28 protein-coding genes and 1 tRNA gene are annotated in these 25,650 nt (G+C 61.0%); 19 read left to right on the top strand and 10 right to left on the bottom strand.

The genetic code is table 11. The annotated features are described in order from the left end of the window. The first annotated feature begins 2 nt into the window (after positions 1-2). Together ACGHJ7_RS04120 and ACGHJ7_RS04115 are read left to right on the top strand one after the other, a co-directional pair. Positions 3-1,226 (top strand): TrbI/VirB10 family protein, encoded by a 1,224-nt coding sequence (locus tag ACGHJ7_RS04120; protein ID WP_017516413.1) that lies wholly within the window; start codon positions 3-5, stop codon positions 1,224-1,226. Beyond that, positions 1,223-1,468, top strand: a complete 246-nt coding sequence (locus ACGHJ7_RS04115) for a DUF2274 domain-containing protein (RefSeq protein ID WP_017516414.1) — start codon at positions 1,223-1,225, stop codon at positions 1,466-1,468. The genes ACGHJ7_RS04120 and ACGHJ7_RS04115 overlap by 4 nt, the downstream gene beginning before the upstream one ends. On the opposite strand, the gene ACGHJ7_RS04110 is transcribed toward ACGHJ7_RS04115, so the two are convergent. The 5 genes from ACGHJ7_RS04110 to ACGHJ7_RS04090 all read right to left on the bottom strand — a co-directional run bounded on the left by ACGHJ7_RS04110 (position 1,422) and on the right by ACGHJ7_RS04090 (position 5,020). After that, a complete protein-coding gene (locus tag ACGHJ7_RS04110) occupies positions 1,422-2,372 on the bottom strand; it encodes a LysR family transcriptional regulator (protein ID WP_161795745.1) in 951 nt (316 codons plus the stop codon). The genes ACGHJ7_RS04115 and ACGHJ7_RS04110 overlap by 47 nt on opposite strands. 138 nt (positions 2,373-2,510) lie before the next feature. Next, a complete protein-coding gene (locus ACGHJ7_RS04105; RefSeq protein ID WP_017516415.1) occupies positions 2,511-2,906 on the bottom strand; it encodes an MAPEG family protein in 396 nt (131 codons plus the stop codon). Between the two features lie 85 nt (positions 2,907-2,991). After that, entirely contained in the window at positions 2,992-3,672 is a 681-nt protein-coding gene (locus ACGHJ7_RS04100; protein WP_081596628.1) for a cupin domain-containing protein, read from the bottom strand. Positions 3,673-3,682: 10 nt separating this feature from the next. Continuing rightward, positions 3,683-4,387: an SDR family NAD(P)-dependent oxidoreductase gene (locus tag ACGHJ7_RS04095; protein ID WP_017516417.1), complete on the bottom strand. Its 705-nt coding sequence runs from the start codon at positions 4,385-4,387 to the stop codon at positions 3,683-3,685. Positions 4,388-4,408: 21 nt separating this feature from the next. Next, complete coding sequence (locus ACGHJ7_RS04090; RefSeq protein ID WP_017516418.1) at positions 4,409-5,020, bottom strand: glutathione S-transferase family protein; 612 nt, start codon at positions 5,018-5,020, stop codon at positions 4,409-4,411. A 101-nt stretch (positions 5,021-5,121) separates the two neighbouring features. Here ACGHJ7_RS04090 and ACGHJ7_RS04085 point away from each other — a divergent pair, with 101 nt between their 5' ends. Further along, positions 5,122-6,051 carry a LysR family transcriptional regulator gene (locus ACGHJ7_RS04085; RefSeq protein ID WP_017516419.1) on the top strand — a complete coding sequence of 310 codons (930 nt, stop codon included), beginning with the start codon at positions 5,122-5,124 and terminating at the stop codon, positions 6,049-6,051. 24 nt (positions 6,052-6,075) lie between these two features. On the opposite strand, the gene ACGHJ7_RS04080 is transcribed toward ACGHJ7_RS04085, so the two are convergent. Further along, a complete protein-coding gene (locus tag ACGHJ7_RS04080; protein ID WP_390474737.1) occupies positions 6,076-7,044 on the bottom strand; it encodes a LysR family transcriptional regulator in 969 nt (322 codons plus the stop codon). A gap of 85 nt (positions 7,045-7,129) precedes the next feature. Between ACGHJ7_RS04080 and ACGHJ7_RS04075 the strand changes: the two genes are divergently transcribed. Beyond that, positions 7,130-8,212 carry an NAD(P)-dependent alcohol dehydrogenase gene (locus ACGHJ7_RS04075; RefSeq protein ID WP_052261069.1) on the top strand — a complete coding sequence of 361 codons (1,083 nt, stop codon included), beginning with the start codon at positions 7,130-7,132 and terminating at the stop codon, positions 8,210-8,212. Between the two features lie 291 nt (positions 8,213-8,503). Here the strand turns inward: ACGHJ7_RS04075 and gstA are convergent, their stop codons facing one another. Both gstA and ACGHJ7_RS04065 read right to left on the bottom strand, forming a co-directional pair. Beyond that, the gene (gene gstA, locus ACGHJ7_RS04070) at positions 8,504-9,112 is read right to left on the bottom strand and encodes a glutathione transferase GstA (protein ID WP_017516422.1); all 609 of its coding nucleotides are present in this window, start codon (positions 9,110-9,112) and stop codon (positions 8,504-8,506) included. Between the two features lie 47 nt (positions 9,113-9,159). Continuing rightward, the gene (locus ACGHJ7_RS04065) at positions 9,160-10,218 is read right to left on the bottom strand and encodes a nitronate monooxygenase family protein (protein ID WP_025828123.1); all 1,059 of its coding nucleotides are present in this window, start codon (positions 10,216-10,218) and stop codon (positions 9,160-9,162) included. A 199-nt stretch (positions 10,219-10,417) separates the two neighbouring features. Between ACGHJ7_RS04065 and ACGHJ7_RS04060 the strand changes: the two genes are divergently transcribed. The 3 genes from ACGHJ7_RS04060 (at position 10,418) to ACGHJ7_RS04050 (ending at position 11,766) form a co-directional block, all read left to right on the top strand. Beyond that, positions 10,418-10,696 (top strand): helix-turn-helix domain-containing protein, encoded by a 279-nt coding sequence (locus ACGHJ7_RS04060; protein WP_025828124.1) that lies wholly within the window; start codon positions 10,418-10,420, stop codon positions 10,694-10,696. A gap of 135 nt (positions 10,697-10,831) precedes the next feature. Then, positions 10,832-11,323, top strand: coding sequence for a VOC family protein (locus ACGHJ7_RS04055; protein WP_236761831.1), 492 nt, complete (start codon positions 10,832-10,834; stop codon positions 11,321-11,323). Between the two features lie 65 nt (positions 11,324-11,388). Next, positions 11,389-11,766: a hypothetical protein gene (locus ACGHJ7_RS04050; protein WP_025828126.1), complete on the top strand. Its 378-nt coding sequence runs from the start codon at positions 11,389-11,391 to the stop codon at positions 11,764-11,766. Positions 11,767-11,962: 196 nt separating this feature from the next. On the opposite strand, the gene ACGHJ7_RS04045 is transcribed toward ACGHJ7_RS04050, so the two are convergent. Further along, a tRNA-Arg gene (locus ACGHJ7_RS04045) sits at positions 11,963-12,039 on the bottom strand. Positions 12,040-12,594: 555 nt separating this feature from the next. Between ACGHJ7_RS04045 and ACGHJ7_RS04040 the strand changes: the two genes are divergently transcribed. The 10 genes from ACGHJ7_RS04040 to ACGHJ7_RS03995 all read left to right on the top strand — a co-directional run bounded on the left by ACGHJ7_RS04040 (position 12,595) and on the right by ACGHJ7_RS03995 (position 22,739). Then, entirely contained in the window at positions 12,595-12,930 is a 336-nt protein-coding gene (locus ACGHJ7_RS04040; protein ID WP_390474733.1) for a hypothetical protein, read from the top strand. Between the two features lie 82 nt (positions 12,931-13,012). Continuing rightward, the gene (locus ACGHJ7_RS04035) at positions 13,013-13,549 is read left to right on the top strand and encodes an MmcB family DNA repair protein (protein ID WP_390474731.1); all 537 of its coding nucleotides are present in this window, start codon (positions 13,013-13,015) and stop codon (positions 13,547-13,549) included. A 684-nt stretch (positions 13,550-14,233) separates the two neighbouring features. Next, complete coding sequence (locus ACGHJ7_RS04030) at positions 14,234-14,986, top strand: sterol desaturase family protein (protein WP_390474805.1); 753 nt, start codon at positions 14,234-14,236, stop codon at positions 14,984-14,986. Beyond that, complete coding sequence (locus ACGHJ7_RS04025) at positions 14,884-15,408, top strand: DUF2141 domain-containing protein (RefSeq protein WP_390474729.1); 525 nt, start codon at positions 14,884-14,886, stop codon at positions 15,406-15,408. The genes ACGHJ7_RS04030 and ACGHJ7_RS04025 overlap by 103 nt, the downstream gene beginning before the upstream one ends. Before the next feature lie 178 nt (positions 15,409-15,586). Beyond that, positions 15,587-17,488 (top strand): hypothetical protein, encoded by a 1,902-nt coding sequence (locus tag ACGHJ7_RS04020; protein WP_390474728.1) that lies wholly within the window; start codon positions 15,587-15,589, stop codon positions 17,486-17,488. Positions 17,489-17,581: 93 nt separating this feature from the next. Beyond that, on the top strand, positions 17,582-18,682 hold the full coding sequence (locus tag ACGHJ7_RS04015) for a phosphatase domain-containing protein (protein WP_390474726.1): 1,101 nt from the start codon (positions 17,582-17,584) through the stop codon (positions 18,680-18,682). Between the two features lie 50 nt (positions 18,683-18,732). Next, a complete protein-coding gene (locus ACGHJ7_RS04010) occupies positions 18,733-19,677 on the top strand; it encodes an alpha/beta hydrolase (RefSeq protein WP_390474724.1) in 945 nt (314 codons plus the stop codon). After that, positions 19,678-21,042: a M48 family metalloprotease gene (locus ACGHJ7_RS04005; RefSeq protein WP_390474722.1), complete on the top strand. Its 1,365-nt coding sequence runs from the start codon at positions 19,678-19,680 to the stop codon at positions 21,040-21,042. It begins immediately after the preceding gene. 6 nt (positions 21,043-21,048) lie between these two features. Further along, entirely contained in the window at positions 21,049-21,762 is a 714-nt protein-coding gene (locus ACGHJ7_RS04000) for a DsbA family protein (RefSeq protein ID WP_390474720.1), read from the top strand. Continuing rightward, on the top strand, positions 21,759-22,739 hold the full coding sequence (locus ACGHJ7_RS03995) for a M48 family metalloprotease (RefSeq protein WP_390474719.1): 981 nt from the start codon (positions 21,759-21,761) through the stop codon (positions 22,737-22,739). The genes ACGHJ7_RS04000 and ACGHJ7_RS03995 overlap by 4 nt, the downstream gene beginning before the upstream one ends. A 19-nt stretch (positions 22,740-22,758) precedes the next feature. On the opposite strand, the gene ACGHJ7_RS03990 is transcribed toward ACGHJ7_RS03995, so the two are convergent. Further along, positions 22,759-23,388: an HD domain-containing protein gene (locus ACGHJ7_RS03990; protein ID WP_390474717.1), complete on the bottom strand. Its 630-nt coding sequence runs from the start codon at positions 23,386-23,388 to the stop codon at positions 22,759-22,761. 97 nt (positions 23,389-23,485) lie between these two features. Here ACGHJ7_RS03990 and ACGHJ7_RS03985 point away from each other — a divergent pair, with 97 nt between their 5' ends. Next, entirely contained in the window at positions 23,486-24,730 is a 1,245-nt protein-coding gene (locus ACGHJ7_RS03985; protein WP_390474715.1) for a sensor histidine kinase, read from the top strand. 4 nt (positions 24,731-24,734) lie between these two features. Then, entirely contained in the window at positions 24,735-25,532 is a 798-nt protein-coding gene (locus ACGHJ7_RS03980) for a LytR/AlgR family response regulator transcription factor (protein WP_390474713.1), read from the top strand. Positions 25,533-25,650 lie beyond the last annotated feature (118 nt).

The following is a 25,650-nucleotide window of genomic DNA, read 5'->3' as shown; positions in this document are numbered from 1 at the left end:
CCATGACCGGAACTGAAGATCAGCAACAAGACGACCGCGCCGAAGAGCCGCCACGCACCGAACAGGACATCGCGAAGGAACTCCGCCTACGGCCCGATCCGCCGCGTGTCATGCGGCTCTCGCGCAAGGCGATCACGGTTCTGGTCGTCGCCGGTGGGCTCGGCATCGGCGCGATCCTGATCGGAGCCTTGCAAGGCTCCGATCCAGGCGATGGACCTTCCGAACTGTTCTCGACCGAACGAGTCCAGGAGGCCGAGGGCCTTTTGGGGCTGCCGCGCGACTACGCGTCGATCCCACGGCTTGGCCCACCGCTACCGGGTGAGCTCGGGCGTCCGGTTCTGTCTGCGCAGCGGCGCGGTGAGCCCGTGCCCGTCGTTCCTGCGACCGGTCCTGCCGTCGATCCGGAAGAACAACTGCGCTTGCAAGAGGCCGAAGCCGCGCGGCTCGCGACGCTCTTTGCCGACGCGAGATCGAGCGGCACCGGGGCTGAAAGGCCACAGGCAGCCCCCGTTGCGGCCGCGGCCACCGGGCTACAAGGTCTCTTCCCGGCTTCTGCCGATCAGGCACGGAGGCCGGACACGACGGAGCGACAGGAAGCCTTCCTAGATCGTGAGGTCGATAGACGAACCACCGCCGCAAATCGGCTACAATCCCCGCCGAGCCCCTACGTCCTGCAAGCGGGATCGGTCATCGAGGCAGCGCTGCTGACAGGCCTGCGCTCCGACCTTCCGGGGCAGATCACCGCGCAGGTCACAGCGAACGTCTATGACAGTCCCACCGGGCAATTCCTGCTGATCCCACAAGGCGCGCGCCTGCTGGGCGAATATGACAGCCGCGTGGAAACCGGTCAGCGTCGTCTGCTGCTCGCCTGGACCCGATTGATCCTACCCGACGGTCGCTCCATCGTCCTCGAACGCCAGCCCGGCACGGATCAGGCCGGATACGCCGGGCTCGAAGACGGTGTCGACAATCACTGGGGCCAACTATTCCGCGCGGCGGGTCTGGCGACCATCCTCAATATTGGGCTTGAGACCGGCGAAGATGGCGGCGACGAGATCGCCAAGGCAATCAGAGACGGCACGCAGGACACGATCGGACGCGCCGGCGAGGCCATCGTCCAGCGCCAGCTTCAGATTCCGCCGACACTTACGATCCGGCCAGGATTTCCGGTACGCGTGATGGTGACGCGCGATCTAATCCTCGAACCGCAAGGAGATGCCCGATGAGCAAGTTGAAGCTAGGCGACATTCGCGACGACAAGCCCGTCAAGCTGACGATCGAGCTACCAGCGCAGGTGCATCGGGATCTGACAGCTTATGCGGAGATTCTTGCGGCTGAGAACGGGCGCAAACTCGAACCGGCCAAGCTCATCGCGCCCATGCTGGAGCGTTTCATGAAGACCGATCGCGGGTTCGCTAAGCTCAAGAAAGAGAACCGTTCGTCTTTGCTTCGATCTTCGCCAGACTGATGAATCGTCGAAGTGCCGGGTTATCGTTTTCTGGAAGCCATGTCAGAGAAAAAGGAGTTGGCTCACCATCACCCCCAATGGGAACATAGGTGACATTAGGGTAGGTAATCCCTCTACAGTGCTCGTAGACAAATGTGATGCCCAACCCCAGACCGACCAAACCCATGATCTCTTCGCGACTCAGCCGATTTCGGTGAACGAGTTCTGATTTTGCGAAAGCCGCAACGTGCCCTAGCCTGTGTGTATCGAAAGCCGTAAATGGCTCCGTCACCCAAAGAACATCAGAAGCCTCATTCAACTCTTCCCAGAGTATTTGATGACGTTCAGACCATTCGTGGTCCGTCGAGACCGCAAGAAGCATCCGCTCGCGCGAAAGTAAAACACTGTCTTCGACACTTGGCTTTGGCGCACGTGAAGTGATGATTGCGTCCACGAGGCGTTGGTTCAATAGAGTGGAGAGTTCGTTGCTGGACGCTCCAATCACCTGAATGGCGACATCGCAATGGGCTTCGATAAAAGCCGAAAACAGGTTTCGCACGGGTCCGCCGGAAAGGCAGGCTGTAATGCCAACGTCCAGTTTTCCAGTCATAGCAGTCCCAGCCATAGAGGCGGATTCTAGAGCGTCCTGAACCCCGGCAACAAGCATCCGGGATTGTGACATAAAACGCCATCCAAAAGGCGTCAGGCGCACTCCTGTCGTACGCCTTTCAAAGAGCGACAACCCAAGCATTTCCTCCAATTTCTGAATGCGTCTGCTCAAAGACGGTTGGCCAACGCCAATAGCCTCTGCCGCTTTACGAATGCTACCTGCCTCGCAGACAGACAGAAAACACTGCAAGTCAGATATACAAAGAGGTATGCCAGAACTCGGTTCCCCTGCACCTAATTTAAGGCGTCGAGACACGATGCAATCCCGCAACAAATACTAACTCCACCCCGTTGCTGCACGACTGGGGAGGGCGACAGGACGCGACGACTCTAGCTAGGAGATGCGCCACGTCACCGGAGCGAGTGGCGCGCGCTCTGAGTTTCGCTGCCACGATCAAACGACCCCGAGGATGACCATGGCCAGAACCACTTGGACTATCCACCCAAGGACGAAGGTCAATGTCCGAGCGACCGGAATACCCAGCGTGTAGACGACAAAGTGCGCCAGACGGGCGAAGAAGTAGAGCATGCTGAGTGTGATCGTGAGGCTAGAGGACAAATTCAGGGCGACGACTCCCAACACCAGAGCCGCGAAGATCGGAAAGTTTTCCATCGCGTTTTGATGGGCCGCCGTCGCGCGCTGCGCCCAGTCCGACAAGGGCTTATGCTCAGGGTTCGGATTTCCCAGCGATGCTGGTATCCCGATTACGGCAAAGCGGTTCAAGACATAGACCATCCAAAACAGGGCAGTCATGAGGCCAGTTGCAGCCATCCAGTGGATTTCAGTCATTATTGTTTCCTTTCGATGACGAGATCAGCCTGAAATGCGGGTCGCTCTAGCAACCCGATTTCAGGGCGGCGCGTTTTCCGGCCGATCAGGTGAGATGCCCCAAGTGGCCCCGTTTGGCCCAGATGCGACAGCCTGACGGGGATTGGATGGGCAATTCTGCCCCAGCCGGGAACCGCAGCCATGTGCCCGCGCCGCATAGGGTGTCGCCGTAAAGCAGCTCCCCTTCGATGACGAAAATCTCTTCGCCGGAAAAATCGCCGCGGTCAGCCCAATTGGTTCCTGGCGCAAGCCTCTCTGAAACGACCGTCTCGGACACATCCTGATGGAGCTGCGCGCGGGTCAGACCGTCCGTTCCGGTTGGCTCATATGCGAGGTCGTCAATATGCTTGTGGACGGTCTGGCGATCATCTTCTTGGAACTGGCGCAGCTTCACAAAAATCGTGCATCCATCCTTCGTGAAGGGCGCGTGCTTGCTGCCCGGAGGGTTGCGCACGTAACACCCGGTGCGGAAATCCCCGTCACCATCAGAAAACACTCCTTCAAGCACCAGATATTCTTCGCCCATGTCATGGGTGTGTTCCGGAAACGCACTTCCCGGCGCATAGCGGACCACCGAGCTTGCCCGGGCAACTTCGGCCCCGTCGCGTTCCAGAAAGCGGCGGTCAACCCCGGCTGTCGGAGAAGGCGACCACTCTTGTTCAGCAGAATGAACGATGGCCGGTTGAGAAAGATCAGTGTTTACACTCTCTGGTACACTGTACGTCATGATGAAGTCCTCAGAATTTCTCAGTCGCAGGGCGCATGTCGAATTCATGTGTCCAGGCTTTGGGGGATTGATTGATCAGCTGCAGATAGGCCGTCGCGATCGCGTCAGCGTCGAGACAATCTTCTTCCTTGATGTTGAAGCGTTCCTGGGCTTGGGGTCCCCAGATGATGCCATCGAGCACGGAATGCACGACGTGGATCCCTTGCGGGCCAAATTCGCGGGCAAGGGACTGTGCCAGGCCACGCAGCGCGAACTTCGCTGATGCGAAGGCTGCAAAGCGCGGATTGCCTTTGAGAGCCGCTGTTGCGCCGGTGAAGATCACTGTGCCGCTACCTGCAGAAACCATGCCGGGCAGCACGGCCCGCGCCGTGATCATTGCACCGAAGCAGGTCGACACCCAAGACGCCTGGAACTCCTCTGGTGTCAGTTCCAGAAAGGGTTTCGGGATGAGCTGCATCGCGTTGTAGATCAGCACCGTTGCAGGGCCATCCTGCCCGTCAATCAGCTCAATCGCCTTTTCGACACGCGCCTGATCGCTCAAGTCGTAAGGCAGGTGGGTGTAAGACGCGCCGAGGTCTTCTCCCTCAAGGCTGCTTTTCCGGGATAGGCCGTACACGTTGTAGCCATCCGCGATCAGCGTCTTTGCAATCGCTGCTCCAAAGCCCGGCGCCATACCGGCAATGATCGCAGATTTCTTTTGTTGTGAATCGTTCATGTTATTTCTCCTTGATCAGTTTCAGGCCTTGGCGGTCGGACGTTCAGAGACGCGCGCGTGCCACGCCGCGAGATGCGTGCAGTCAGCCGGGATCGAAATGCCAAACAGACCCGCAAAATCGACACCGCAGAGCGCCGTAATGTCGGCAAAGCTGAACGTGTCGCCAGCGACGAAGTCCCGTCCCTCCAGCTCTTGGTCTAACCAGCGCATGGTCTCTTCAACGCGCGGTTTGTTCGCCTCGCCCCATTCTTTATTGCGATAGCGATCCGCCTCGCCCAAACCGTCAGTGGCGTGATGGAAAAAGGTCGTGGCCGCCCCGACCAGGCCTTCTTCGACCCGCCGTTGCCACATCGCGACCAAAGCCTGGTCCTTCGGTGTTTTGCCAAGCAAAGACGGCTCAGGCTGCGTAGCCTCGAAGTAACGGGCAATCGCAACAGCCTCAGAGATGACCGCGCCGTCGTCGAGCTCGAGGCAGGGTACGGCTTTGAGCGGATTGAGCTTGGTGAAGCCCTCACTGTACTGCTCGCCCTTGAAGACATCGACCTGAGCGCAGTCGATATCGATCCCCTTCTCAGCAAGGAAAATTCTGATGCGACGTGGGTTCACTGCACCAGTGCAGTCATAGAGTTTCATGGCAGACCTCAAATTTAGACTAGGGTTGCATGGACTGTAGCGGTCAGGCTATTGATAGAGAAATTGCATCTCAGAATATGACCAATAGTTGGTGGCTATAAATGAACCTCAACCAGCTCCGATATGCCTCAGCGACTGCGGCCGAAGCTTCGTTCACCAAGGCGGCTGAACGATGCCATGTCACCCAGCCAACCCTTTCCAATGGGATTGCGCAGTTAGAAGAAGAACTCGGCGGAGCCCTGTTCGATCGCACAACCCGCAAAGTGAACCTGACCGCCTTTGGCAAAGACGTCTTACCGCTGATCGATGCAGTGCTTCAGTCGCAAGGAGAGTTGCAGGCCCGGGCAAAAGCCTTCTTCGATCCACAACATCAATTGCTTCGTATTGGATTGTCACCGCTGATCGACATGCGCCTCCTGACACAGGTAATTGCTCCATATCGAACAGAATTTCCCGATGTCGATGTCTTCTTTAAGGAGTGCTTTCTGGATGATCTGGATGCCCGTCTGGAAAAGGGGCAGATTGATGTGATGCTCTGCCCGTTTCTGCCGCATGAGCCCACGGCGCGCAGCACTTTCAGCACCGAGATTTACACAGAAGAGCTGCGATATCTTCCAGCCCGGTCGTCTGCCATGACCCAGGTTGATGAGGGTGCCGTCCTACTTTCACAGATCGCAGATGACACGTTCATTCTATCCTATGACGGATGCGGTCTGGCCAATGCAACGCGATCCCTTTTCTCCAGCGCGGATCTTCAGTTGAAGGAGTATTCCGGGCACACGATGAGCTATCACGTCATGCAGGAATGGGCCGATTTGGGCATCGGGTCCACCATTCTGCCGGGCTCCCGCATTTCGAGGGAGTTTCGGGATAAGACTTGTCGGGTCATGCTGGCGCCACAGCATCCAGCCTTGATCCGCATTGACGCACTTTGGAACCGTGCAGCGACCTATCCCAAACACATCAGCGCGTTCCATCAGCACCTGATCGAACGCGCGCCAAGCCTCGTGCGCGGTGCAGCCGCTGCTTGACGTTCAACCAGCCTTGGGGCGCGGTCATCTACCCCAAGGAACGGGTGATGCGAAACGCGCGACCAGTGCATCAATCGCGACCCGGATTTTGGGTGCATGGTCACGTCGTCGCGGCCACAATAGGTTGATGCTCCGGTCTACCATGTCCGAAAAAGACAACACTGGAACAAGAGCGCCTGATCGCAAGTGTTCACCGGCAAGCCAAGTAGATAGCCGCGCAATGCCATGCCCTGCCAAGGCGGCATCCAGAAGAGCCTCACCGTGATTGACTGTCAAACATCCAGCGTATGACTGCTCGACCATGTCACCGTCCTCAGTAACGAGATGCCAAGGGAGAAGGCGCCCACCATGCTCAAAGAAGATACATCGGTGCGAAGCGAGATCCTCCAGCTTGTCGGGTGTCCCGTGACGCGCGATGTAGGCTGGCGCTGCACACAGGATCGACGTCTGCTCCGCCAGCATTCTGGTGAGAATAGTGGCGCTGTCATCTGACGCGCCGATCCGCACAGAAAGGTCGAAGCCTTCCTCAACCAGATCGACAAAACGATCCGTGAAAGACAAGTTGAGAACCAAACTCGGATATTGAGTCGTAAGCTCCAAAAGCGCTGGAGCAGCCCATAGTCGCCCGAAAGAAACGGGCAAGCTTACTCTCAAAACGCCCGTCACTTCCCTGCGCCGCAAACTCATCGACGTCTCTGCAGCTTCAATGTTTTCAAGAATCTCCTTGCTCTTCAGAAAAAAGACTTTGCCCTCATCCGTAAGCGTGATCGAACGCGTCGTGCGCAGCAAAAGCTGTACACCCAGGCGTTCTTCAAGCCGAGCCACGCTCTTTGCTGCCGCAGACTTTGAAAGGCCCAAGGCCTGTGATGCTGCAGTGAAACTGCCCATCTCTACCGTGTAGACGAACGCAGAAATGCCTTCGACGCTGATAGACGGGAGGAGACGCTTAAATTCACGATCCTTTTTCGCAAATGATAGGATAAGAATTCCCAACTAACTATATGAAATATACAATAGGCTGTGCCCAGATGTCACGTGATCGACAACAGATCACCTGCAATCGTGAGGTGCAGATTTCATGAAACAGAAAACGATGAGGGCGTGGGCGCTCAGGGAATTCGGCCTAAGCAACCTCGAAATGGTTGAAACACACAGACCGATTCCATCTGCGACGGAAGTTCTGATACGTGTACGAACAGTCTCGCTGAATTATCGCGACAAATTGGTGGTCGATGGGGCACTTTTGCCGGAACGGCCTAACATGCCATTCATTCCTGTCTCGGACTTTTGTGGTGCGGTCGTTGACGTTGGGCACAACGTCTCAAGCGTCGAGCCTGGAGACCGGGTGATTGGTAACTTCTGGACCGAATGGATTGACGGTCAACCGCCGCGGTCGATGCTCACCCATGGTTTGTCTTTGGGCGGACCTCTGCCTGGTGGGCTTGCTGAATACATCGTCATTCCGGAAGCGGCAGCTGTCAAAGTACCAAGTGATTTGACGGATGCGGAGGCCTCCACACTCCCTGTAGCAGCACTGACGGCATGGTTCGCTTTCGCCGAAACCGGCAATGTCCGAGAGGGTCAAACCGTTCTCGTCCAGGGCACAGGGGGCGTTGCACTTGCCGGATTGCAGATTGCGCAAGCGATCGGCGCACGCGTAATCGTTACTTCGCGAAGTGAGAACAAACTCACCCAGACGCTCAAGCTCGGTGCTTGGGCTGGTATAAATACGAGTACCCACCCAAACTGGCCCGAAGAAGTTATCGAACTGACCGACGGTGCCGGTGTCGATCACATTCTGGAATTGATCGGCGGCGATAACCTTGCCCGATCTTTGACAGCAGCTGCGCCACAGGGCCAGATATCGCTTGTCGGCTTCCTCGGCGGGATGGATGCGCAGATCAGTGCGATTCCGTTCATGCTGCGCAGAATAAGACTGCAAGGAGTCTCGGTCGGACATCGACGCGCGCTTGAGCGATTGATCAGCTTTGTTCAGCGCAATGACATCCATCCGGTAGTCGATAAGGAATACGCTTTTGAAGATGTGCAAGACGCATTCGCACATCTCAAACACGGCCCATTTGGAAAAATCACCGTCCGGGTCAGCGACTGGCGCGAAGCCAAATCGCAAACGCTCGACGAAGACGTGCTTCACAGTTAGTCAGCTCTCTCAGAACACTGACGCAGTGTTGCAATCAGTAAACCGTTGCAAACGCAGTACAGCGTTAAGTCCGCGGAGCCAGTGGTTTGTGCGGCTGACGGTCCCTTCCAAGGCAACCGCTGACTCTCTCCCGCGATTACCGCTCTCTTCTAAATTGATCGGCTCCGACCCCACCGACAAGTGAATTCTCCAGAAGGGTGCGGCGGCTCAGCGCAAACACATCAGCGTATTCCATCAACACATGATCGAACGCGCACCAGGCCTCATACGCTGAGCCGCCTCCGCTTTACGCTAGCCGGACGTCTCGGCCTCAATTGCGGCCTTCACGGCCGGTCGATCTCCGATCCGTTGCAGATAGGCCTGTAACTTAGGCCAGGCATCCAAGCTGATATCCTTAAAACCCGCCCACCGCGCCACAACGAACAAATAGGCGTCCGCAATCGTATATGTATCTCCCATGATGTGTGTGCGGCTATCTGAAAACCGCGCTTCGATATAGTCGAAACATTTGCCCACCTTGGCAGGAGCCGCCTGGATTTGTTCTTCGGAGGCTGTCGCTGAGAACAAAGGTGAAAAGGACTTGTGAAGCTCGGCACTAATGAAATTCAGAACGCCTTGCAGCTTGGCCCGTTCAATGCTTCCGGACGGAGGGACCAAATCGGCTTCTGGAACGCCGTCTGCAATGTACTGAATGATAGCCACACCTTCGGTAATGACATCGCCGGTATCCAACGCCAGCGCTGGAACATAGCCTTTTAAGCAGATACCGAGGTAATCGTCGCCGGATTGAGTTTTCTTGGTCTGAAGATCGACGAGATCGAGTTCAAATTTCGCGCCCACCTCGCGCAGGATGATGTGCGGGGACAATGAACACGCACCGGGGGAATAGTAGAGTTTCATTTTAGGCTCCATGATTTCAGAGGGGTTGAACTGAGCTGGGAACGGCCTCACGCGATGCCGACGATCAGGTCGGCCATCAGATCGGCGGTCTTCCTGTGCTTCAGAAGCGGTGCGGCCTGATTTGCATAGAGCGAGAGGAACTCATCACCCCCTGCAGCGATGCTTGCTGCGCGCAGCGGCGCCACGAACCATGCCTGGACTGGAAACGGCGGGAGCTGAGCTGCCACGGCCTGCATGTCTTTGATCAGACGGTTGGACATGCCCCTGGCAAGTCGCCCGGTATAGGCACGTGTCAGTTCTGAACTGGCAGAGCGATCCGAATACAGTGCCGCCCGATGTTGATCCACCGTGCCGGATTCCGCGCAGGCCAGGAACGCCGTGCCCAATTGCGCGGCCCCCGCACCGAGGGACAACGCCGCCTCGATGCCCCCGGCATCCACAATCCCACCCGCCGCAATGACCGGTTTTGAACACATCTCTGAGATAACACGGGTAAGCGGCATGGTGCCCATCAAGCTGTCCTCGGCCCGGTCCAGAAAGGACGGCCTGTGCCCGCCCGCTTCGAACCCTGTGGCGAGGATCACATCGACATTTGCAGCTTCGAGCGCTTGCGCCTCGGCTAATGTTGTTGCGGCCCCCACTGTTGTGATGCCCCGGGCCTTGCAATCTGCCAACACGCGGGCTGGCGGTATTCCAAAGACGAAGCTGAACACATCCGGTTGTGCTTCAAGGATTGCCTCCACCTGCTCCTCAAAGCTGGGGTGGAACCGCGGCGGTTGCTCTGGTTTGGGAAGGTTGAGCTCACGATAAAGCGGTTCAAATAGGCGCCAAGCCCGATCGTAGGCATCAGTGGAGTAATCCCGTGCCTCTGGATCGTGATCAGACACCCAAAGGTTCAGCGCGAAAGGGTTGCTGGTCTTCTCCCGGATTTCAGAAGCGACACCCAGAATGCCTTCGGCTTCCAGATAATGCACACCAAATGACCCCAAGCCGCCGAGGTTAGAAACGGTGGAAACCAGCTCCACGGTCGAAAGCCCGCCACCAAAAGGGCCTTGAATTATAGGATGTTTGATCTTCAGCAGATCCAGGGTTTGCGTGCTTTGCATGAGTTTGCCTCCATCCGAGTTACGCACCAGATGCAGACTAGATAGGTCCAACGTTACATCTTGTAATTAGCTTTCCTCAGGTTACTCTTATTTTGAAGTTTCCAGATGGTAACCACGGAAAGGACGTGCTTTGACAGTTTTGAAGCGACGAAAAAATAGGTCTCCGGCCCACGATCCCGACTGCCCTTTGAACGAGTGTATGAGGCTTATTGGAGGTGCGTGGACCCCCAACATCATCTGGTACCTCAGCGGAGGCGCGCGCCGATTTTCCGAGCTAAAAGAAGACATTACGCCGGTATCAGCCAAAGTTCTGAGCGCACGCCTGAAAGAGCTTGAATCAAAGGGGGTTGTCGACCGAACGGTCGTGGCGACCTCTCCACCCACGGTGGAATACAGCCTAACCGATCTAGGTCAGCAACTCGTTCCTGCAATCGATGCGATCGTTACGGTTGGGAAAATGCTGAAAGAACGAGCTTGATCAACGCCATGGAGTCGGTCTGGTATCGCGCATCAAGCCCGCATCACCGCAAAGGGTTCATAGGCCAGTCGAAACTTGGGGGCCTCTCAGGACGCGACGGGTATCACAGACCCAAGAAGACACAGAGGATGATCTATGACTCCATTAACCCGCCGTCAGAGCATCGCAATGGCCGCTGTTGGTTCGGCAATCTTGGCTAATCCGACGAAAGCATTTTCCCAGAGTAAGACCGTATCCGCACTCAACCAAATCCGCGCTTTGGATTACACCATTATCTATACCCGCGACATGACCGCGATGCGAAAATTCTACGAAGAAATCATGCAGCTTGAGTTTCGCCAGGCTGCAGGAGATGGATGGGTCGAGTTCAAGGTTGGCAGCAATATCCTTGTTCTGACGAGCGAACCAGCGGGTGGCCTCTTTCCCGAGACGGTGCCTGCACCTGGTGTTGGTTCCGTTCAGCTAGCGTTTCGGGTCGCGCCCAAGATGGTCGATGCCTGCGCGGAGGAATTGCAGGCAGCCAAAGTGAAGATCATCGGCGAACCCACAGACCAGCCATGGGGCCATAGAACACTGTTCTTCCGGGATCCAGACAACAACATCCTGGAGATATATGCCGACATCTGATCGCCCATGTGTCGATTCCTAGAGCAACGAGACTGTATCCATCCATTTCATGAGGCGACTGCACGATGAACCGCCAGGACGTTCTTAAAGACGAACTTCGCAGGATATATGAAAAGTACGTCGAGGGTTTCAAAGCCAATGACGTAAAGTTAATCGACGAGATCGTTCGCTATCCCATCGCTTATCTTAAAGACGGTGTTGTCGAAATGATGGACAGCTATCCGATTGATCCGGCGAAACTCAAAGCCGCCAAAGGATGGGATCACTCGACGGACTGGCATTTCGATATCCCAGCAATCAACGATCATCACGCCCATGCGGTCGCTTCCGCCGTGCGGCGGCGCGTCGATGGCTCGGTCATTGAGCGTGTTCATGGTTTCTACGCATTTACGAAGATCGACGGCTCGTGGAAAATGTACGCGTTCTCCGAAGTGACGTCGTGAGTTCTCTGTCCTCAGCTTGATCGCTCGCGGTACCCACCTGTTTTCTCAGACAAAGCCTAAAACAAGCGGGAGGATGACCCGCCTAACCTACAGTCTCTGCAGCAATGAACGGAAGTGATGCGTCCAAGTAAGCAGTGCGCAAGCGCGAATTTGAGAATCACCTGATCAAGTAAAATATTGTTTTGTATATAGAAATTGGCGCACCCGAGAGGATTCGAACCTCTGGCCTCTGCCTTCGGAGGGCAGCGCTCTATCCAGCTGAGCTACGGGTGCATACCGTTCGCGAGATGCTTACGCCATGCTTACGCGAGATTTTAATCGGTCTGAAGAGCGAACCCGACATCCACTCAAACCGTTGTTTAGTCACTTCTTTCTTCCAACACCAGCAACCATCGCCAGACTTGACATCCGCCTTCGGAGGGCGACACTCTATCCAGCTGAGCTACGGGTGCCTGTGCTTACGCGATGCTTACGCGGAAACAACGGCTGTGTGAAGCCGTTGTAGCGCGTTTCGGTAAGCTATTGAAATCTAATCCATTCCCTTCAAAAATCGTCATTCTTTAGGGCTTGACACCTGCCTTCGGAGGGCAGCGCTCTATCCAGCTGAGCTACGGGTGCATCGCCTGTGCAGGCTTGCGGTTTTGCAATCGTGCGGGGCGGGCCGATAGCAAAGGGGGGGCTCGCTTGCCAGCGATAATGACGGTCGGCCGCGAGACGGGCGCGCATTAGCGATTTGGCAATGGCCGCCCGGCTAAGGCAGGCGGGATGAACGCGCATACCAATCCTTCCGCGAGTACGCCGGCCGCCCGGCGAAAAGGCAATCCTGCCATGAGCGTCGAATGGGCCGCATTGCAGGATGCAGCGGCGGCCGTCGCGGCGATGGCCAATCTCGCGCCCGAGCGGACGAGCCCGGAGATCCGCAACTTTCCCGCCATCATCCGCGATGCCGGCGGGGCGCGGCTGGAACTGGCGGAGCAGGGTATCGCCGATCTGGGCGCGATGATGCGCCCCGGTCTTACTGCGCTGCTCGCGGTGCGTGCGCGGGGACAGGACGCAACGGCGCCCGCCCTCGCCCTGTGGCGCGAATTTCACCATGCCCGCGCGGCGCTGCTGGCCCTGATTCCCGATACGGGCGGCAATGGGCCCCGCCGCGCAGCGGGATAACAAAGGGCGCCGCGCCGAGGAGGCACGCCGGACCTCGCACCAGCCGCTTGACGAAGTTCATGGTCTGTTCCAGACAGGCTGCATGACCGCGACCCCCTCCAGCCAGACCGAATCGGACAGCGCCGGCAGCGCATCCGCAATCCCGCTCGCCAATCCTGTTGCCAACGATGCCGGCGGCCTGTGCCGCGGCATATCGCGGATGTTTGCCCGCAACGGCATCTGGTGCCTGCCCGAAATGCCGCTGAAGGGGGGCCGCCGCGCCGACCTGATGGGCATCGATGCGAAAGGCCGCGTGATCATCGTGGAAATCAAGGTCAGCCGGGCGGACCTGCTGGGCGATGCGAAATGGCCCGATTACCTGGAGCATTGCGACAAGTTCTACTGGGCGCTGGCCCCCGACCTCGATCGCGGCGTGCTGGAGACCGATGCGTTTCGTCCCGATGCGTGCGGCATCATCGTCGCCGACGCCTATGACGCGGAAATCGTGCGGCCCGCCCCGACCGAACCGCTGGCCGCCGCACGGCGCAAGGTAGAGGTGGAACGCCTCGCCCGGACCTCGCTCAGGCGCATGACGGTGGCGAGTGACGGCGAATGCGCGCCTTGGGGCGCTGGAGAATAGGCTTTTTGTCGAACTGACTATTGCCGGTTTTAGCCAAAGCGCCTCAGGCAACTGTAAGATTTTGCGAGCTGCTAAGACGACCGCTCCTAGACACACCCTGTATGGCGTTGTTCGTCCATTGGTCAAAGGATCATAACAGATTGACTGCCACCCCAAGCGACGATTACTGATGTTCGCGGGGGAGCAGGAAGCTACCTATTTCAAACCTCGTGAAGAGGCCTGACGCTTTGCTAGCAGCGGCGGCTTGCGACCCCCCACACTGCTCAAGTGGAACTGAGCAATGCTGCGAACTCTTAGATACTGAATCAGGATTGCTTGAGTCGCAAGCGACCAAGAGGTTAGCTTGCATCAAACTCGTGGATACGGTTTTGGATCTGCGCACTGATACCGAGAAAATCCACGCAAATGCTTGAGCGGTTCGACTGGCAACCCCGAAAATAAAGAATGGCAAAAACTTTTCGCGGCGCAACATCGTCGAGTTTTCTTTGCCTAAACATTTTTGGAAAACTGATTCGTTCAGACTATCAATCGTTCGTATCGCACTCACCACTCAGCACTTCGTTAGGCTTTGCAGGCTAGGCGAGGCGGCGTAAGATGCCTGCCGATGTGGGTCTGGACGGAATGATGGCGAACCTTACTGGTTTCTTCGATGCGCCCTGGGCGGTAATCGGCTGGTCGGCGGCGATGATGAGCGTCATCGTCGCGCTGCGCTACCTGGCGACCAGCGGCATCTTCGCCTGGATCACGGGCAAGGTCCGCCCCGGCTATCACGCGAAACTCGGCAAGCAGGTCCGGCGCGAGATCGGCTGGTCGCTCGCCTCGGCCGCGCTTTACGGCATTCCGGCAGGCGTCATTGCATGGGGCTGGCAGGCGCATGGCTGGACGCAGGTCTATACCGGCTGGAACGACTATCCGCTGTGGTACCTGCCGCTTTCCGTCATTGCCTATCTCTTCGCGCACGATACCTGGTTCTACTGGACCCACAGGTGGATGCACGAGCCGCGCGCCTTCCGCATCGCCCACGCGGTGCACCATGCCAGCCGCCCTCCGACCGCGTGGGCCGCGATGAGTTTCCACCCGGTCGAGGCGCTGACCGGCGCGGTCGTCATCCCGGCGCTGGTTTTCCTGGTCCCGATCCACGTCGCGATGCTGGGACTGGTGCTGGGCATCATGACGGTGATGGGCGTGACCAATCACATGGGATGGGAGATCTTTCCCCGCGCGCTTGTTCATTCAAGGGTAGGGGACTGGGTGATAACGGCGAGCCATCACCAGCTGCACCATGAAAGATACCGGTGCAATTACGGGCTCTATTTCAGGGTATGGGACAGATTATGCGGAACGGACGGGGGATTGGCCGACGCGTACAGGCGGCCGGGGAAGCAACCAGGCGCAGTGGCGGTCGCCGCCGCGCCATCGCGGGCGCGCCCTTCCTGACGCTGGCGGGCGCTGCCATCCTGGCGGGCGGCAATGCCGCGCCGCAGGTGCAGGACGTTACGGTCGACGTCACGCAGCTGCGCAATGCGAAGGGCGATATCCTCGCCTGTCTGACGTCGAGCCGGAAGCATTTCCCCGATTGCGAAGGCGATGCCGCCGCGTTCGAGGCCCGCGCCGCCGCCCGCAACGGTGCCCGGATCACCTTCCGCAACGTGCCTGCCGGGACCTATGCCATCGCCCTGCTCCATGACGAGAACGCCAATGGCAAGGCGGACCGTGCATTGATGATGATGCCCAAGGAAGGGTTCGGTTTCTCGCGCGATGCGAAGCTGAAGATGGGGCCGCCCAGCTTCTCCTCCGCGTCGTTCGAAGTGGCCGATGCACCGGTCCGCCAGCGGATCACGATGCGCTACCTCTTCTGATTTCCCGGAAGGGCGCGATGCCCTGCCCCGGCGTGCCGACGTCACGGCGGCGGGTTGCCCCTGGCGCCCGCACTGCGCATCGCGGGACGAAAAGCCCTTAACCGTATGTTTACCATGCCCCCTCATACCCCTGTGGTGAAGGGTCACCTACGGCCCGCAACAGGCAAAGCCAGGGGCAATGGGACTGATGGACACGCTGCGCGGCAAATTCGGGTCATCCGCTTGGGATGACGAGATCGACGCCGACGACTTCGACGAGGACGAGCAGGACGACGGCATGGAAGTGCAGTCGCCCCCCTCCCCCGTCGGTCAGGACGAGCGGCGGATGCAGGTCCGGGCCTATAATTTCTGGGCCAGCCTGCTGGGCGACCGCAGCCTGCCCTGCATCGAGGACCTGGAGCCCGAGACGCTGGACGATTTCGGCCCGTTCTCGGTCCTGCTGGATTTCACCTCGGGCATAGAAAACCCGGCCGTGCCCTATCTCGGCGCGAAGCTGGCCGGCGAATGCGATGCTGATGCCGAGATCGAGACGCTGGAAGACGTTCCCAGCCGTTCGCTGCTGAGCCGTATCACCGACCATTACATGCAGATCCTCGCCAACAAGGCGCCGATCGGCTTCGAGGCGGAATTCGTGAACCAGCGCGGCGCGACCGTGCTGTATCGCGGCATCCTGCTGCCCTTCTCCAGCGACGACGACACGATCGATTTCATCTACGGTGTCATCAACTGGAAGGAAGTGGCCGACCAGATCACGACCGATGCCCTGCTGCTGGAAATCGACAACGCGCTGGAAGGTGCAGAGCCGGAAGGCGCAGAGGACGACCGTGACCATTCCGAAGACCCCATCGGCGACTGGGCCGACGGTCCTGCGGCGGACACGACAAGCAGCGACGACGGTGCCGATGACGGCTTCGACGACCTGCCACTGCCCGCGTTCGGCGACAGCACTGCGACCTTCGATGCAGAGGCCGACGTCCGCGCCGAAGCCGAAGCCATGGCCGCGCGCCTGCTCGCCAGCGAAGAAGAGGGCAGCGAGGATGGCGAAGATGCCTATGACGATGCCGAAAGCGACGATGCCGAAGACTGGTCCACGCCGCTTTCCAGCCTGATCAAGCCCAAGGGCGAACGCCAGGCGAAGGAACCCATCCTTCCCGCCGCGACCCCGCTGCCCGGCGATATGCCCATGGCAACGGACGCAGAAGACGAAGGATCGGACTGGGACGACGAGCCAGCGATCCCGCAAGGCTACGATGCCGAGGAAGCCGCGCAGGATGCCCCGCTGGAACTGGAAGCGCCGTTCGAACTCGAAGCGCCTCTGGAACTGGATGACGCGGTAGCGGACGAGCCCCAAGCCGAAGCACCGCTCGATCTCGACCAGTTTGCCGTCGCCAGCCCGGACACCGGCGAATCTGCCGCAGACGTCCCCGCTCCGGCGACCGAGATCACCTTCACCCCTTCGGTCGAGATCGACGAGAATGCCGGTCTTTACGACTGTCTCGCCGATGCACGCGAACTGGCGCAGGCTGCCAGCACGTCCGAAGATCGCAGCCGCAACGCGCTCTATGCCGCGGTCAGCCGCGCCTACGACGTCAGCCTGGCCGCAGAGGAAGCGCCCGAGGACTTTGCCGAACTGGTCAGCGAAAGCGGCCTGACCGTGCAGGACCGCGCGCCGATGACGCCGGTCGTGAAGCTCGTCTTCGGGGCGGATTACGACAAGACCCGCCTGACCGAATATGCCGCCGTGCTGAGCCATGCACACCGCATGGAACTGGAGCGCGGCAGTTTGCGCGAATTCCTGTCGAGTGCAGAGGGCGGCCTGAAGGGCGTCGTCCAGGCCGAACGCCGCCTGCGCCGCGAGGAAGCCGGCAAGCCGGTGGCCGAGGAAGGCGAGGTCCGCGAAACCCTGGCGAAGAAGCTGCGCGAGATCGAACCGCGTTCGCTCACATCGATTTCCGCCGAGGGCCCGGAATTCGGCGTCGTCATGATCCGCCGCCTGCCCACGGGCGAAGTGGTGCTGGTCGGCGAGATCGAGGACGATGTGAAACTGGTGGAGCAGGTCGGGCGCAAGCTGGTCGGCTGAACCTGCCGGTCGAAGCCTTACCAGCATTGCCGGAACACGTTTCTTTGCCCTGACGGGGTTTCGCTGGGGGCATCCTACCGCTAGCCCCTGCCCATGCCCTTGTTCCCGACTGCGCCCGTCCGCCTCCAGCCCTATTTCGGCCACCGCAACGAAACCCACCTTTACATGAAGGCGCGCGCCCTGCGCTCGGCCAAATCGAGCTTCGATGGCGGCGGAAGGTGGCAGGCCATGCGCACCATGCTGGCCCAGTTCCTGAGCCACGAGGTCGCGGGAATGGAAGCGCGGCTGGAAGTAGAGCGCGCCGACGGCTCCAGCATCGAAGTGCCCGGCACGACGGACAAGGAAGGCTTCGTCACTTTCGAAATCGCCCTCGACGACCCTCTCCCCCTGCCGGAGAACACGTCGTGGGAAGTGGTGACGCTGCACTGGACAAACGAAAACGGCGAACAGTGCATCGAAGGCCACGTGCTGGCACCGGGCCGCAGCGCATCGCTGGCAGTCATTTCCGATATCGACGACACGATCATCGAAACCGGCATTACCGGCAATCTTCGCAGCGTGGCGCGCAACTGGCGGCGGGTGCTGGCGCAGATGCCGGACGAACGGCTCGCCGTGCCCGGCGCGGACGTGTTCTATTCCTCGCTCGGCGGAGGGCGCGTGCTGGCGGAGGGCGAGACGCATACCGGCGACCGCATTCGCGCCTTCCACCGGCCGTTCTTCTACGTCTCGTCCAGCCCGTGGAACCTGTTCAGCTATCTCGTCGCATTCAAGCGGCAGCGGGAAATGCCGCTCGGCCCTGTATTCCTGCGCGACTGGGGTCTCGATCGCAGCACGTTCGGCTCGTCCAGCCACGGATCGCACAAGACCGATGCCATCCGCCGTATCCTGGCGGATTACCCTTCGCTGCGCTTTGCCATGATCGGCGACGATACGCAGGGCGACCTGACCGCATTCGGCGAGATCGTGCAGGAACACGCGAATCGCATCGCCGCAGTCTTCATCCGGAAGGCCGCCGGACCGTTCAGTCCCGAGGAAGTCGCTGCCAAGGCCGCCATCGAGGAGGCCGGCGTACCGCTATGGCTGGGCGAAAGCTACGATCTGGGGCAGGACTTCCTGAAAAATGCCGGACTTTCCGCAGACGGGGCGACGTCGAAGATCATCGAAGCGGTCGAGAAGGGGGACGAGGCCGCCTAGGCCTCGCGCGCATCATGGGTAGGAACAATGCAGGCAGGGGCTCCAAGCGAATGATCTGGATCGCAGCGGCCGTCATCGGCCTCGGCATCGTGGGCGCCGGGCTGTGGTATGCCGCGCTGAATGCGCAATCGGTCGAGACGCTGGACCGGGTCGACGGCTTCTACACCTCCGGCGACGCGCAAATGGTAGAGGGGCCGGTCAGCTTCGGCGACCATCCCCAGCAGCGCCTGTTCGTCCACCGTGCGCCCGGCGACGCTGGAGAAGCGCCTTTGCCGGTCCTCGTCTTCATCCATGGCGGCAGCTGGCGTAGCGGCGATCCCGAACCCTACGCCTTTGTCGGCCGCAATTTCGCGCCAGAGGGTTATGTCGTCGTCTCGGCCGGATACCGGCTGGGCGAGGCCGGGAAATTTCCCGCCATGCTGCAGGACGGGGCCGCTGCCCTGCGCTGGATCCATGACAATATCGCACGTCACGGCGGCGACCCGGACCGGATCGCGGTGATGGGCCATTCCGCCGGCGCCTACAACGCCGCCATGCTGGCGCTGGATACGCAGTGGCTGGCAGCCGAGGGGCTGGGGCCGGACACGATCGATGCGTGGGTGGGCCTTGCCGGACCCTACGATTTCCTGCCCCTCGATAGCGATTCGACGCGGGCCGCGTTCGGCCATGCCGAGCCGCTCGAAAAGACCCAGCCGATCGCGTTCGCACGGGCCGACGCGCCGCCCGCCCTGCTGATGACCGGCGATGCGGACGAGACGGTGAAGCCGCGCAATGTCCCCGCTCTCGCCGATGCGCTGTTGGATGCGGGAATGCCGACCGGCCGGGTGCAGACGGACAGCATCCCCGGCATGGGTCACATCCCCATCGTGATGGCGCTGTCCACCCCGTTCCGGAAGGACGGGCGGGTGAAGGCCGAAATCCTGCGGTTCCTGGACCGGCACCTCGCGTCCCCGGACAGACCGGCTTCAGCCGCCGTTCAGGGCGAAACGGAGTAGATGGCCGCCATGCGCATCCTTGCCAACCTGCTGGCGCTTTGCGCGCTGGTCGCCTTCACCGTCCAGCCCGCTTTCGCCCAATCGATACTGCGCGATGCCGAGACAGAGGCGCTGCTGCAGGAATTGGCCTATCCGCTGGTCGAGGCGTCGGGGCTGGAGCCGGGCAATGTCGACATCGTGCTGGTCAACGACCCGTCCATCAACGCCTTCGTCGCGGGCGGTCAGGTCGTCTACCTGCATTCCGGGCTGATCGATGCCGCCGATACCGCCAACGAGGTGCAGGGCGTCATCGCGCACGAGCTGGGCCATATTACCGGCGGACACATCACCCGCTTCGGCGAAGGCGCGAAATCCGCGACCGGCGTGTCGCTCCTGTCGCTGCTGATCGCCGTGGGCGCTGCCGCTGCCGGCGCAGGCGATGCGGCGCTTGGCGCCGTGCTGGCCGGGCAGCGGGCGGCCCTGGGCAAGTTCCTCGCCTTCACCCGCGTTCAGGAATCCTCCGCCGACGCGGCGGGCGCGCAATTCCTGTCCGATGCCGGTATCTCGGGCCGCGGTTCGCTGACCTTCTTCGGCAAGCTGCAGAACCAGGAATTCCGCTATGGCCGCAGCCAGGACGACGAGGCCGGGTTCGTGCGGACCCACCCGCTGTCGGGCGACCGCATCGCCCGCCTGCGCGAGGTCTATACCGCCGACCCTGCATGGGATGCGCCGGACGATCCTGCGCTGCAGGCTCGGTTCATGCGCGTGAAGGCGAAACTGTCGGGCTATCTTGCCGACCCTGCGCGTACGCTGGCCTCCTTCCCCGAAAGCCGGAACGACGTCGCCGCCCGCTATGCCCGCGCCTATGCCTATCACAAGGATGCGCGCATGGACCGGGCGCTGGCAGAGGTCGACGCGCTGCTGGAGATGGACCCCACCGACCCCTATTTCCTCGAACTGAAGGGGCAGGTCCTGCTGGAATCGGGCCGCGCGGCCGACGCGCTGGAACCCCTGCGCCAGGCGACCGAACTGACCAATTCCCAGCCGCTGATCGCCTCGATCTTCGGCCATGCCCTGATCGCCACGGAAGACGAAAGCCACCTGCCCGAGGCGGAGAACGTGCTGCGCGCCGCGGTCAGCCGCGACCGGCTGAACCCCTTCGCATGGTACCAGCTGGGCAAGACCTATGCCGCGCAGGGCGACATGCCGCGCGCACAGCTGGCCACGGCAGAACAGCAAGTGCTGAACCGCGATTACGGCCGCGCCCTGCAAAGCGCACTGGCCGCCGAGGCAAGCCTGCCGGAAGGCTCGCCCGACTGGCTGAGGGCGCAGGACATCACGCTGCAGGCCCGCGCCGAACTGGAGCGGATCAGGGACTCAAGGTAGGGGCATATGGCAGGCAACTGGACGACGATCGCGGCATCGGGCGCGCTGGCACTGGTCGCAGGCTTCGGCGGCGCGGCGCTGTATGACCGGACTGGCATGGGGCAGAAACAGACCCGCGCCTACCTGCTGGAAAACCCCGAAATCCTGCCGGAAATGGCGGAGGCCTACCAGAAGCAGGAGGCGAAGGAGCGGCTGGCACAGGTCGGCGGCGACGCGATGCAGCCCTTCCCCGGCGCGGTGCTCGGCAATCCGCAGGGCACGCGCACACTGGTCGAATTCTCGGACTATAATTGCGGCTATTGCCGGATGGCCCGCGACCATGTCGATGCGCTGGTCGCCGCCGATCCTGAGCTGCGGGTGGTGGTGCGCGAATGGCCGATCTTCGAAGGCAGCGAGGAACCGGCGCGCATGGCGCTAGCCGCTGCCAAGCAGGGCAAATACGCAGCCTTCCACGCGGCCCTGTTCGAGGAAGACAGCCGCGATGCCGAATCCATCCGCCGCGCCGCCGCGAAGGCAGGGCTCGACCTCGATCGCGCGATAGAGGACGCGGTGGGCGAGGACATCACCGTGGAACTGGCGAAGAACCAGTCGGTGGCGCAGGCCCTGGGCTTTGGCGGCACGCCCAGCTGGATTGCCGGCGGAACCCCGCTGGAAGGGGCCGTGGGACAGGAACGGCTGGCAGAGCTGATCGCCTCCGGGGCCGACGACGCGGGCGCATGATGCGCGCCGCCTTTACCGCATTATCGGGCCTGTGGCTCGCGGCGCTGGCAGTGCCGGTACTCGCGGAGGACCCAGCTACGGGCCAAGCCATCGCCATCCCCGCCGATTTTGCCGAGCTCCGGGCCAAGGACGCGCGCATCCAGCGACTGGGCCACGAACTGGCGACGGCCAACGCCCCCTTTTGCGAAGAGACCCGCCCCAGCCCCGGCCTGATGCTGCACGACATCGCCGCCTATGGCGACAGCGCGCTGCTGCGCGAGGCCCTCGGCCTCAACGGTGATATCGCGGTGCAGGTGGCCGTGCCGGGCGGGCCGGCAGACGGGCTGCTGGCGAGGGATACCGCGATCCGCGCCGTCGCGGGGCAGGAGGTGGCGGACGCCGTGTTCGACGAGGAGCGCAAATGGCTGCGCATGACGTCGCTCAATACCCGCATGGAAACCGCGCTGGAGAAAACGGGCCAGGTCACGCTGACCACGGCGGACGGGCGCGACGTCACCATCGCCGGGACACCTGCCTGCGCCACCCGGTTCGAGATCGGCGCCATCGGCAAACGCGCCGCCGCCGATGGCCGGCGCGTTGTCATCGGCGAGGAGTTTCCCGGCCTCGCCTATGACGACCCGGAACTGGCCGCCGTCATCGCGCACGAACTGGCGCACAACATCCTGCGGCACCGCGCCCTCCTCGACGAGCGGGGCCGGAAGCGCAGGCTGGTCCGTGCGACCGAGCGGGAGGCCGATCGCCTTGCCCCGTGGCTGATCGCCAATGCGGGATACGATCCGGCGGCAGCGACCCGCTTCATGCAGGCATGGGGTCCGGATCACAGTGGCGGATGGTTGCTGCGCAAGCGGACCCATGATGGCTGGGACGAACGCGCCCAAACGATCGCCGCCGAAGTGGCGCTCGTCCGCAGCCACATGGCAGCGAGTGGCCGGGCCGACTGGAAGACGCATTTCGTGCGCGAAGGCGAGACGCGCTAGGTCTCCCCTTCAGGCGGCGTCAGGCGGCTTCGTCCTCCATCGCCGCCTTGTACATCGATGCCAGCGGCTTCGCCATGACGCGGCGCACCATCGGCTCGAAGAATTCCAGGCTCTCGCTCTCGTAATCGGGGTCGAACGCGGCCTGGTCGTATTTCTCGCAGAATTCGCGGCACGCTTCGTAATGTTCGTGGCCTTCGAACTTGTCGCGCGCATTGCGGTCCATGCCGAGGTGGTGGAAATAGTAATAGCCCTGGAACGCGCCGTGGTTCTGGCAGATCCAGTAGTTCTGCTCGCTCACGAAGGGTTTCAGGATCGAGGCCGCGACTTCGGGGTGGTTGTAGCTGCCCAGCGTGTCGCCGATATCGTGCAGCAGGGCCATCACGACATATTGTTCGTCCCGCCCGTCTCGGTGGGCCCGGGTCGCGGTTTGCAGCGAATGCTCCAGCCGGTCGACCGGAAAGCCGCCGAAATCACCGTCAAGCAGTCGCAGATGATCGAGCACGCGGTCGGGCAGGCCCTTGGCAAAGGCGCGGTATTCGCCGCCGATGATTTCCCAGTCTTCCTTCGTGCCTTCCTTCATCTCGGTGAAGGCGGCGCGGGCATGGGCGTGTTCCTGCGCACCGTGCAGCGTCTGCTTGCTTACATCCATCGTGTTCTCTCCTCTTGAGCCGTAAAGTGCCACAGCTGAGCCAAACGCGCAAAACCTGTCTGACGCAGGGCTGCAAATGCGCTAGGGAAGGCAGTCTATGGCGGTATTGCCCTTTCGACCCACGCGCTTCTTCGAAAACAAGAACCGCGCCTTCTGGAACCTGCAACTGGCGGGATGGGGCGGCGCGTTCACCTTGCGCGCCGTATCGGGTTTCGTCGGCGGGCAGGAGCTTTCCTTCTTCGCCGTGATCTTGATCGAGGCGGTGACGGGCCTGTCGATCAGCCTGATCCTGTCGACCGTCTATCGCCAGCTGATGGGGATGAAGCCCGTCGTCACCTGGGTCTCCACCGCCGCGGTCCTGGCGGTCGCGGTCGTCGTGTTCGCTTTCATGCAGACATGGGTGATCGACCTGACGCGGCCCGAAAACTCGGGCTTCGCGTCGCTGTTTATCGGGTATTCGATCTATCCCCTGACGCTGCTGGGGGCATGGTCGGCGCTGTATTACGCAATCAATTTCTTCCTCCAAGTGGAGGAACAGGCCGATAGGCTGGAACGGCTGGAGGCGCAGGCCACCGGCGCGCAGCTGGCCATGCTGCGATACCAGCTGAACCCGCATTTCCTGTTCAACACGCTCAATTCCATCAGCACGCTGGTGCTGCTCAAACAGACGGAGCCGGCGAACGCGATGCTGACGCGGCTGAGCAGTTTCCTGCGCCATACGCTGGTGACGCAGCCCGGCGGCAAGACCACCGTCCGGCAGGAAGTCGACACCATCAAGCTGTATCTCGACATCGAGAGGATGCGGTTCGAGGAACGGCTGCGCACCGAGTTTGACATAGAGGACAGCGCGGCCAAGGCCTGCCTACCATCCATGCTGCTGCAACCGCTGGTCGAGAACGCGATCAAATACGCGGTATCCCCGCAGATGGAGGGCGCGAAGATCACCGTTCGCGCCAATCGCACGGGCGACCGGCTGCGCATGGTCGTCAGCGACAGCGGGCCGGGCCTGCAGGGCCGCTCACCCTCCCAAGCGTCCGCCTCGTTCCAGGGCGATGCGCCGGGCACGGGCGGCACCGTATCGACCGGCGTGGGCCTGCCCAATATCCGCGACCGGCTGGCACAGGCATACGGAGAGGACCACTTGTTCGAAATCCGCTCCCCTGCCGAAGGCGGCTTCTCGGTCCTGATCGAAATCCCCTACGAGCAGGAGGAGGAAGACGCGCCCGAGGCGGCCGCATCGCCCGCCCCTTCTTCTCCGGCTGCACCGCGCGCGCAGCCCCAGAAACAACCGGCATCCCCAGCCGTTCATCCCCCACAGATATCCCCTGCCACCGGAAGGTAACGCCATGGCCATACGCACCATCATCGTCGACGACGAAAAGCTCGCAATCCAGGGCCTGCAACTGCGTCTCGAGAAGTTCGAGGACGTCGAGATCATCGAGACCTGCGCCAATGGCCGCGAGGCGATCCGCGCGATCAAGACGGAGAAACCCGACCTCGTCTTCCTCGACATCCAGATGCCGGGCTTCGACGGGTTCTCCGTGGTGAAGGGCGTGATGGAAATCGAACCGCCGCTGTTCGTCTTCGTCACCGCCTACCAGGAACACGCGATCCGCGCGTTCGAGGCCAATGCGGTGAACTACCTGATGAAGCCGGTGGACGAGGACAAGCTGGCTGACACGCTGGAACGCGTCCGCATCCGCCTGGCGGAGAAGAAGAGCAGCGAGGAAGCGGAGAAGCTGAAGACCGTCCTTGCCGAAGTCGCCCCCGACGCGGCAGAGGAAATGGCCGACGGCGAAGACGAGAGCGCCGACCGCTTCGAAAAACTGATCAACGTGAAGGACCGCGGCCAGATCTTCCGCGTGGAAGTCGATTCCATCGAGCATATCGAGGCGGCGGGCGATTACATGATCATCTCCACCGGCGACAATTCGCTGGTCCTGCGCGAGACGATGAAGGACCTGGAGCGCCGGCTGGACCCGCGCAAGTTCCAGCGCGTCCACCGCTCCAAGATCGTGAACCTCAACCAGGTCCGGCAGGTGAAGCCGCATACCAATGGCGAATGCTTTCTGGTGCTGGATTCGGGCGCGGAGGTGAAGGTGTCGCGCAGCTACCGCGACGTGGTCGCGCGCTTCGTGCATTAGTTTGCCTTTCGCTCGCGCCTCCGCGCGAGCGTCCTCAGGGCTGCTCCTCCGCTTCGCTGCGGGCCCCTGCGGGCGGCTGGTCAGCCTTGCGGTTGCCGGGCGACCGGGGCAGGAATGA

Origin of the sequence: Altererythrobacter sp. MTPC7, from assembly GCF_042851395.1 — a bacterium.
Classification (GTDB): Bacteria; Pseudomonadota; Alphaproteobacteria; order Sphingomonadales; family Sphingomonadaceae; genus CAJXSN01.
Note: the sequence above shows the minus strand (reverse complement) of the source record. Positions and strands in the feature narration are given on the sequence as shown.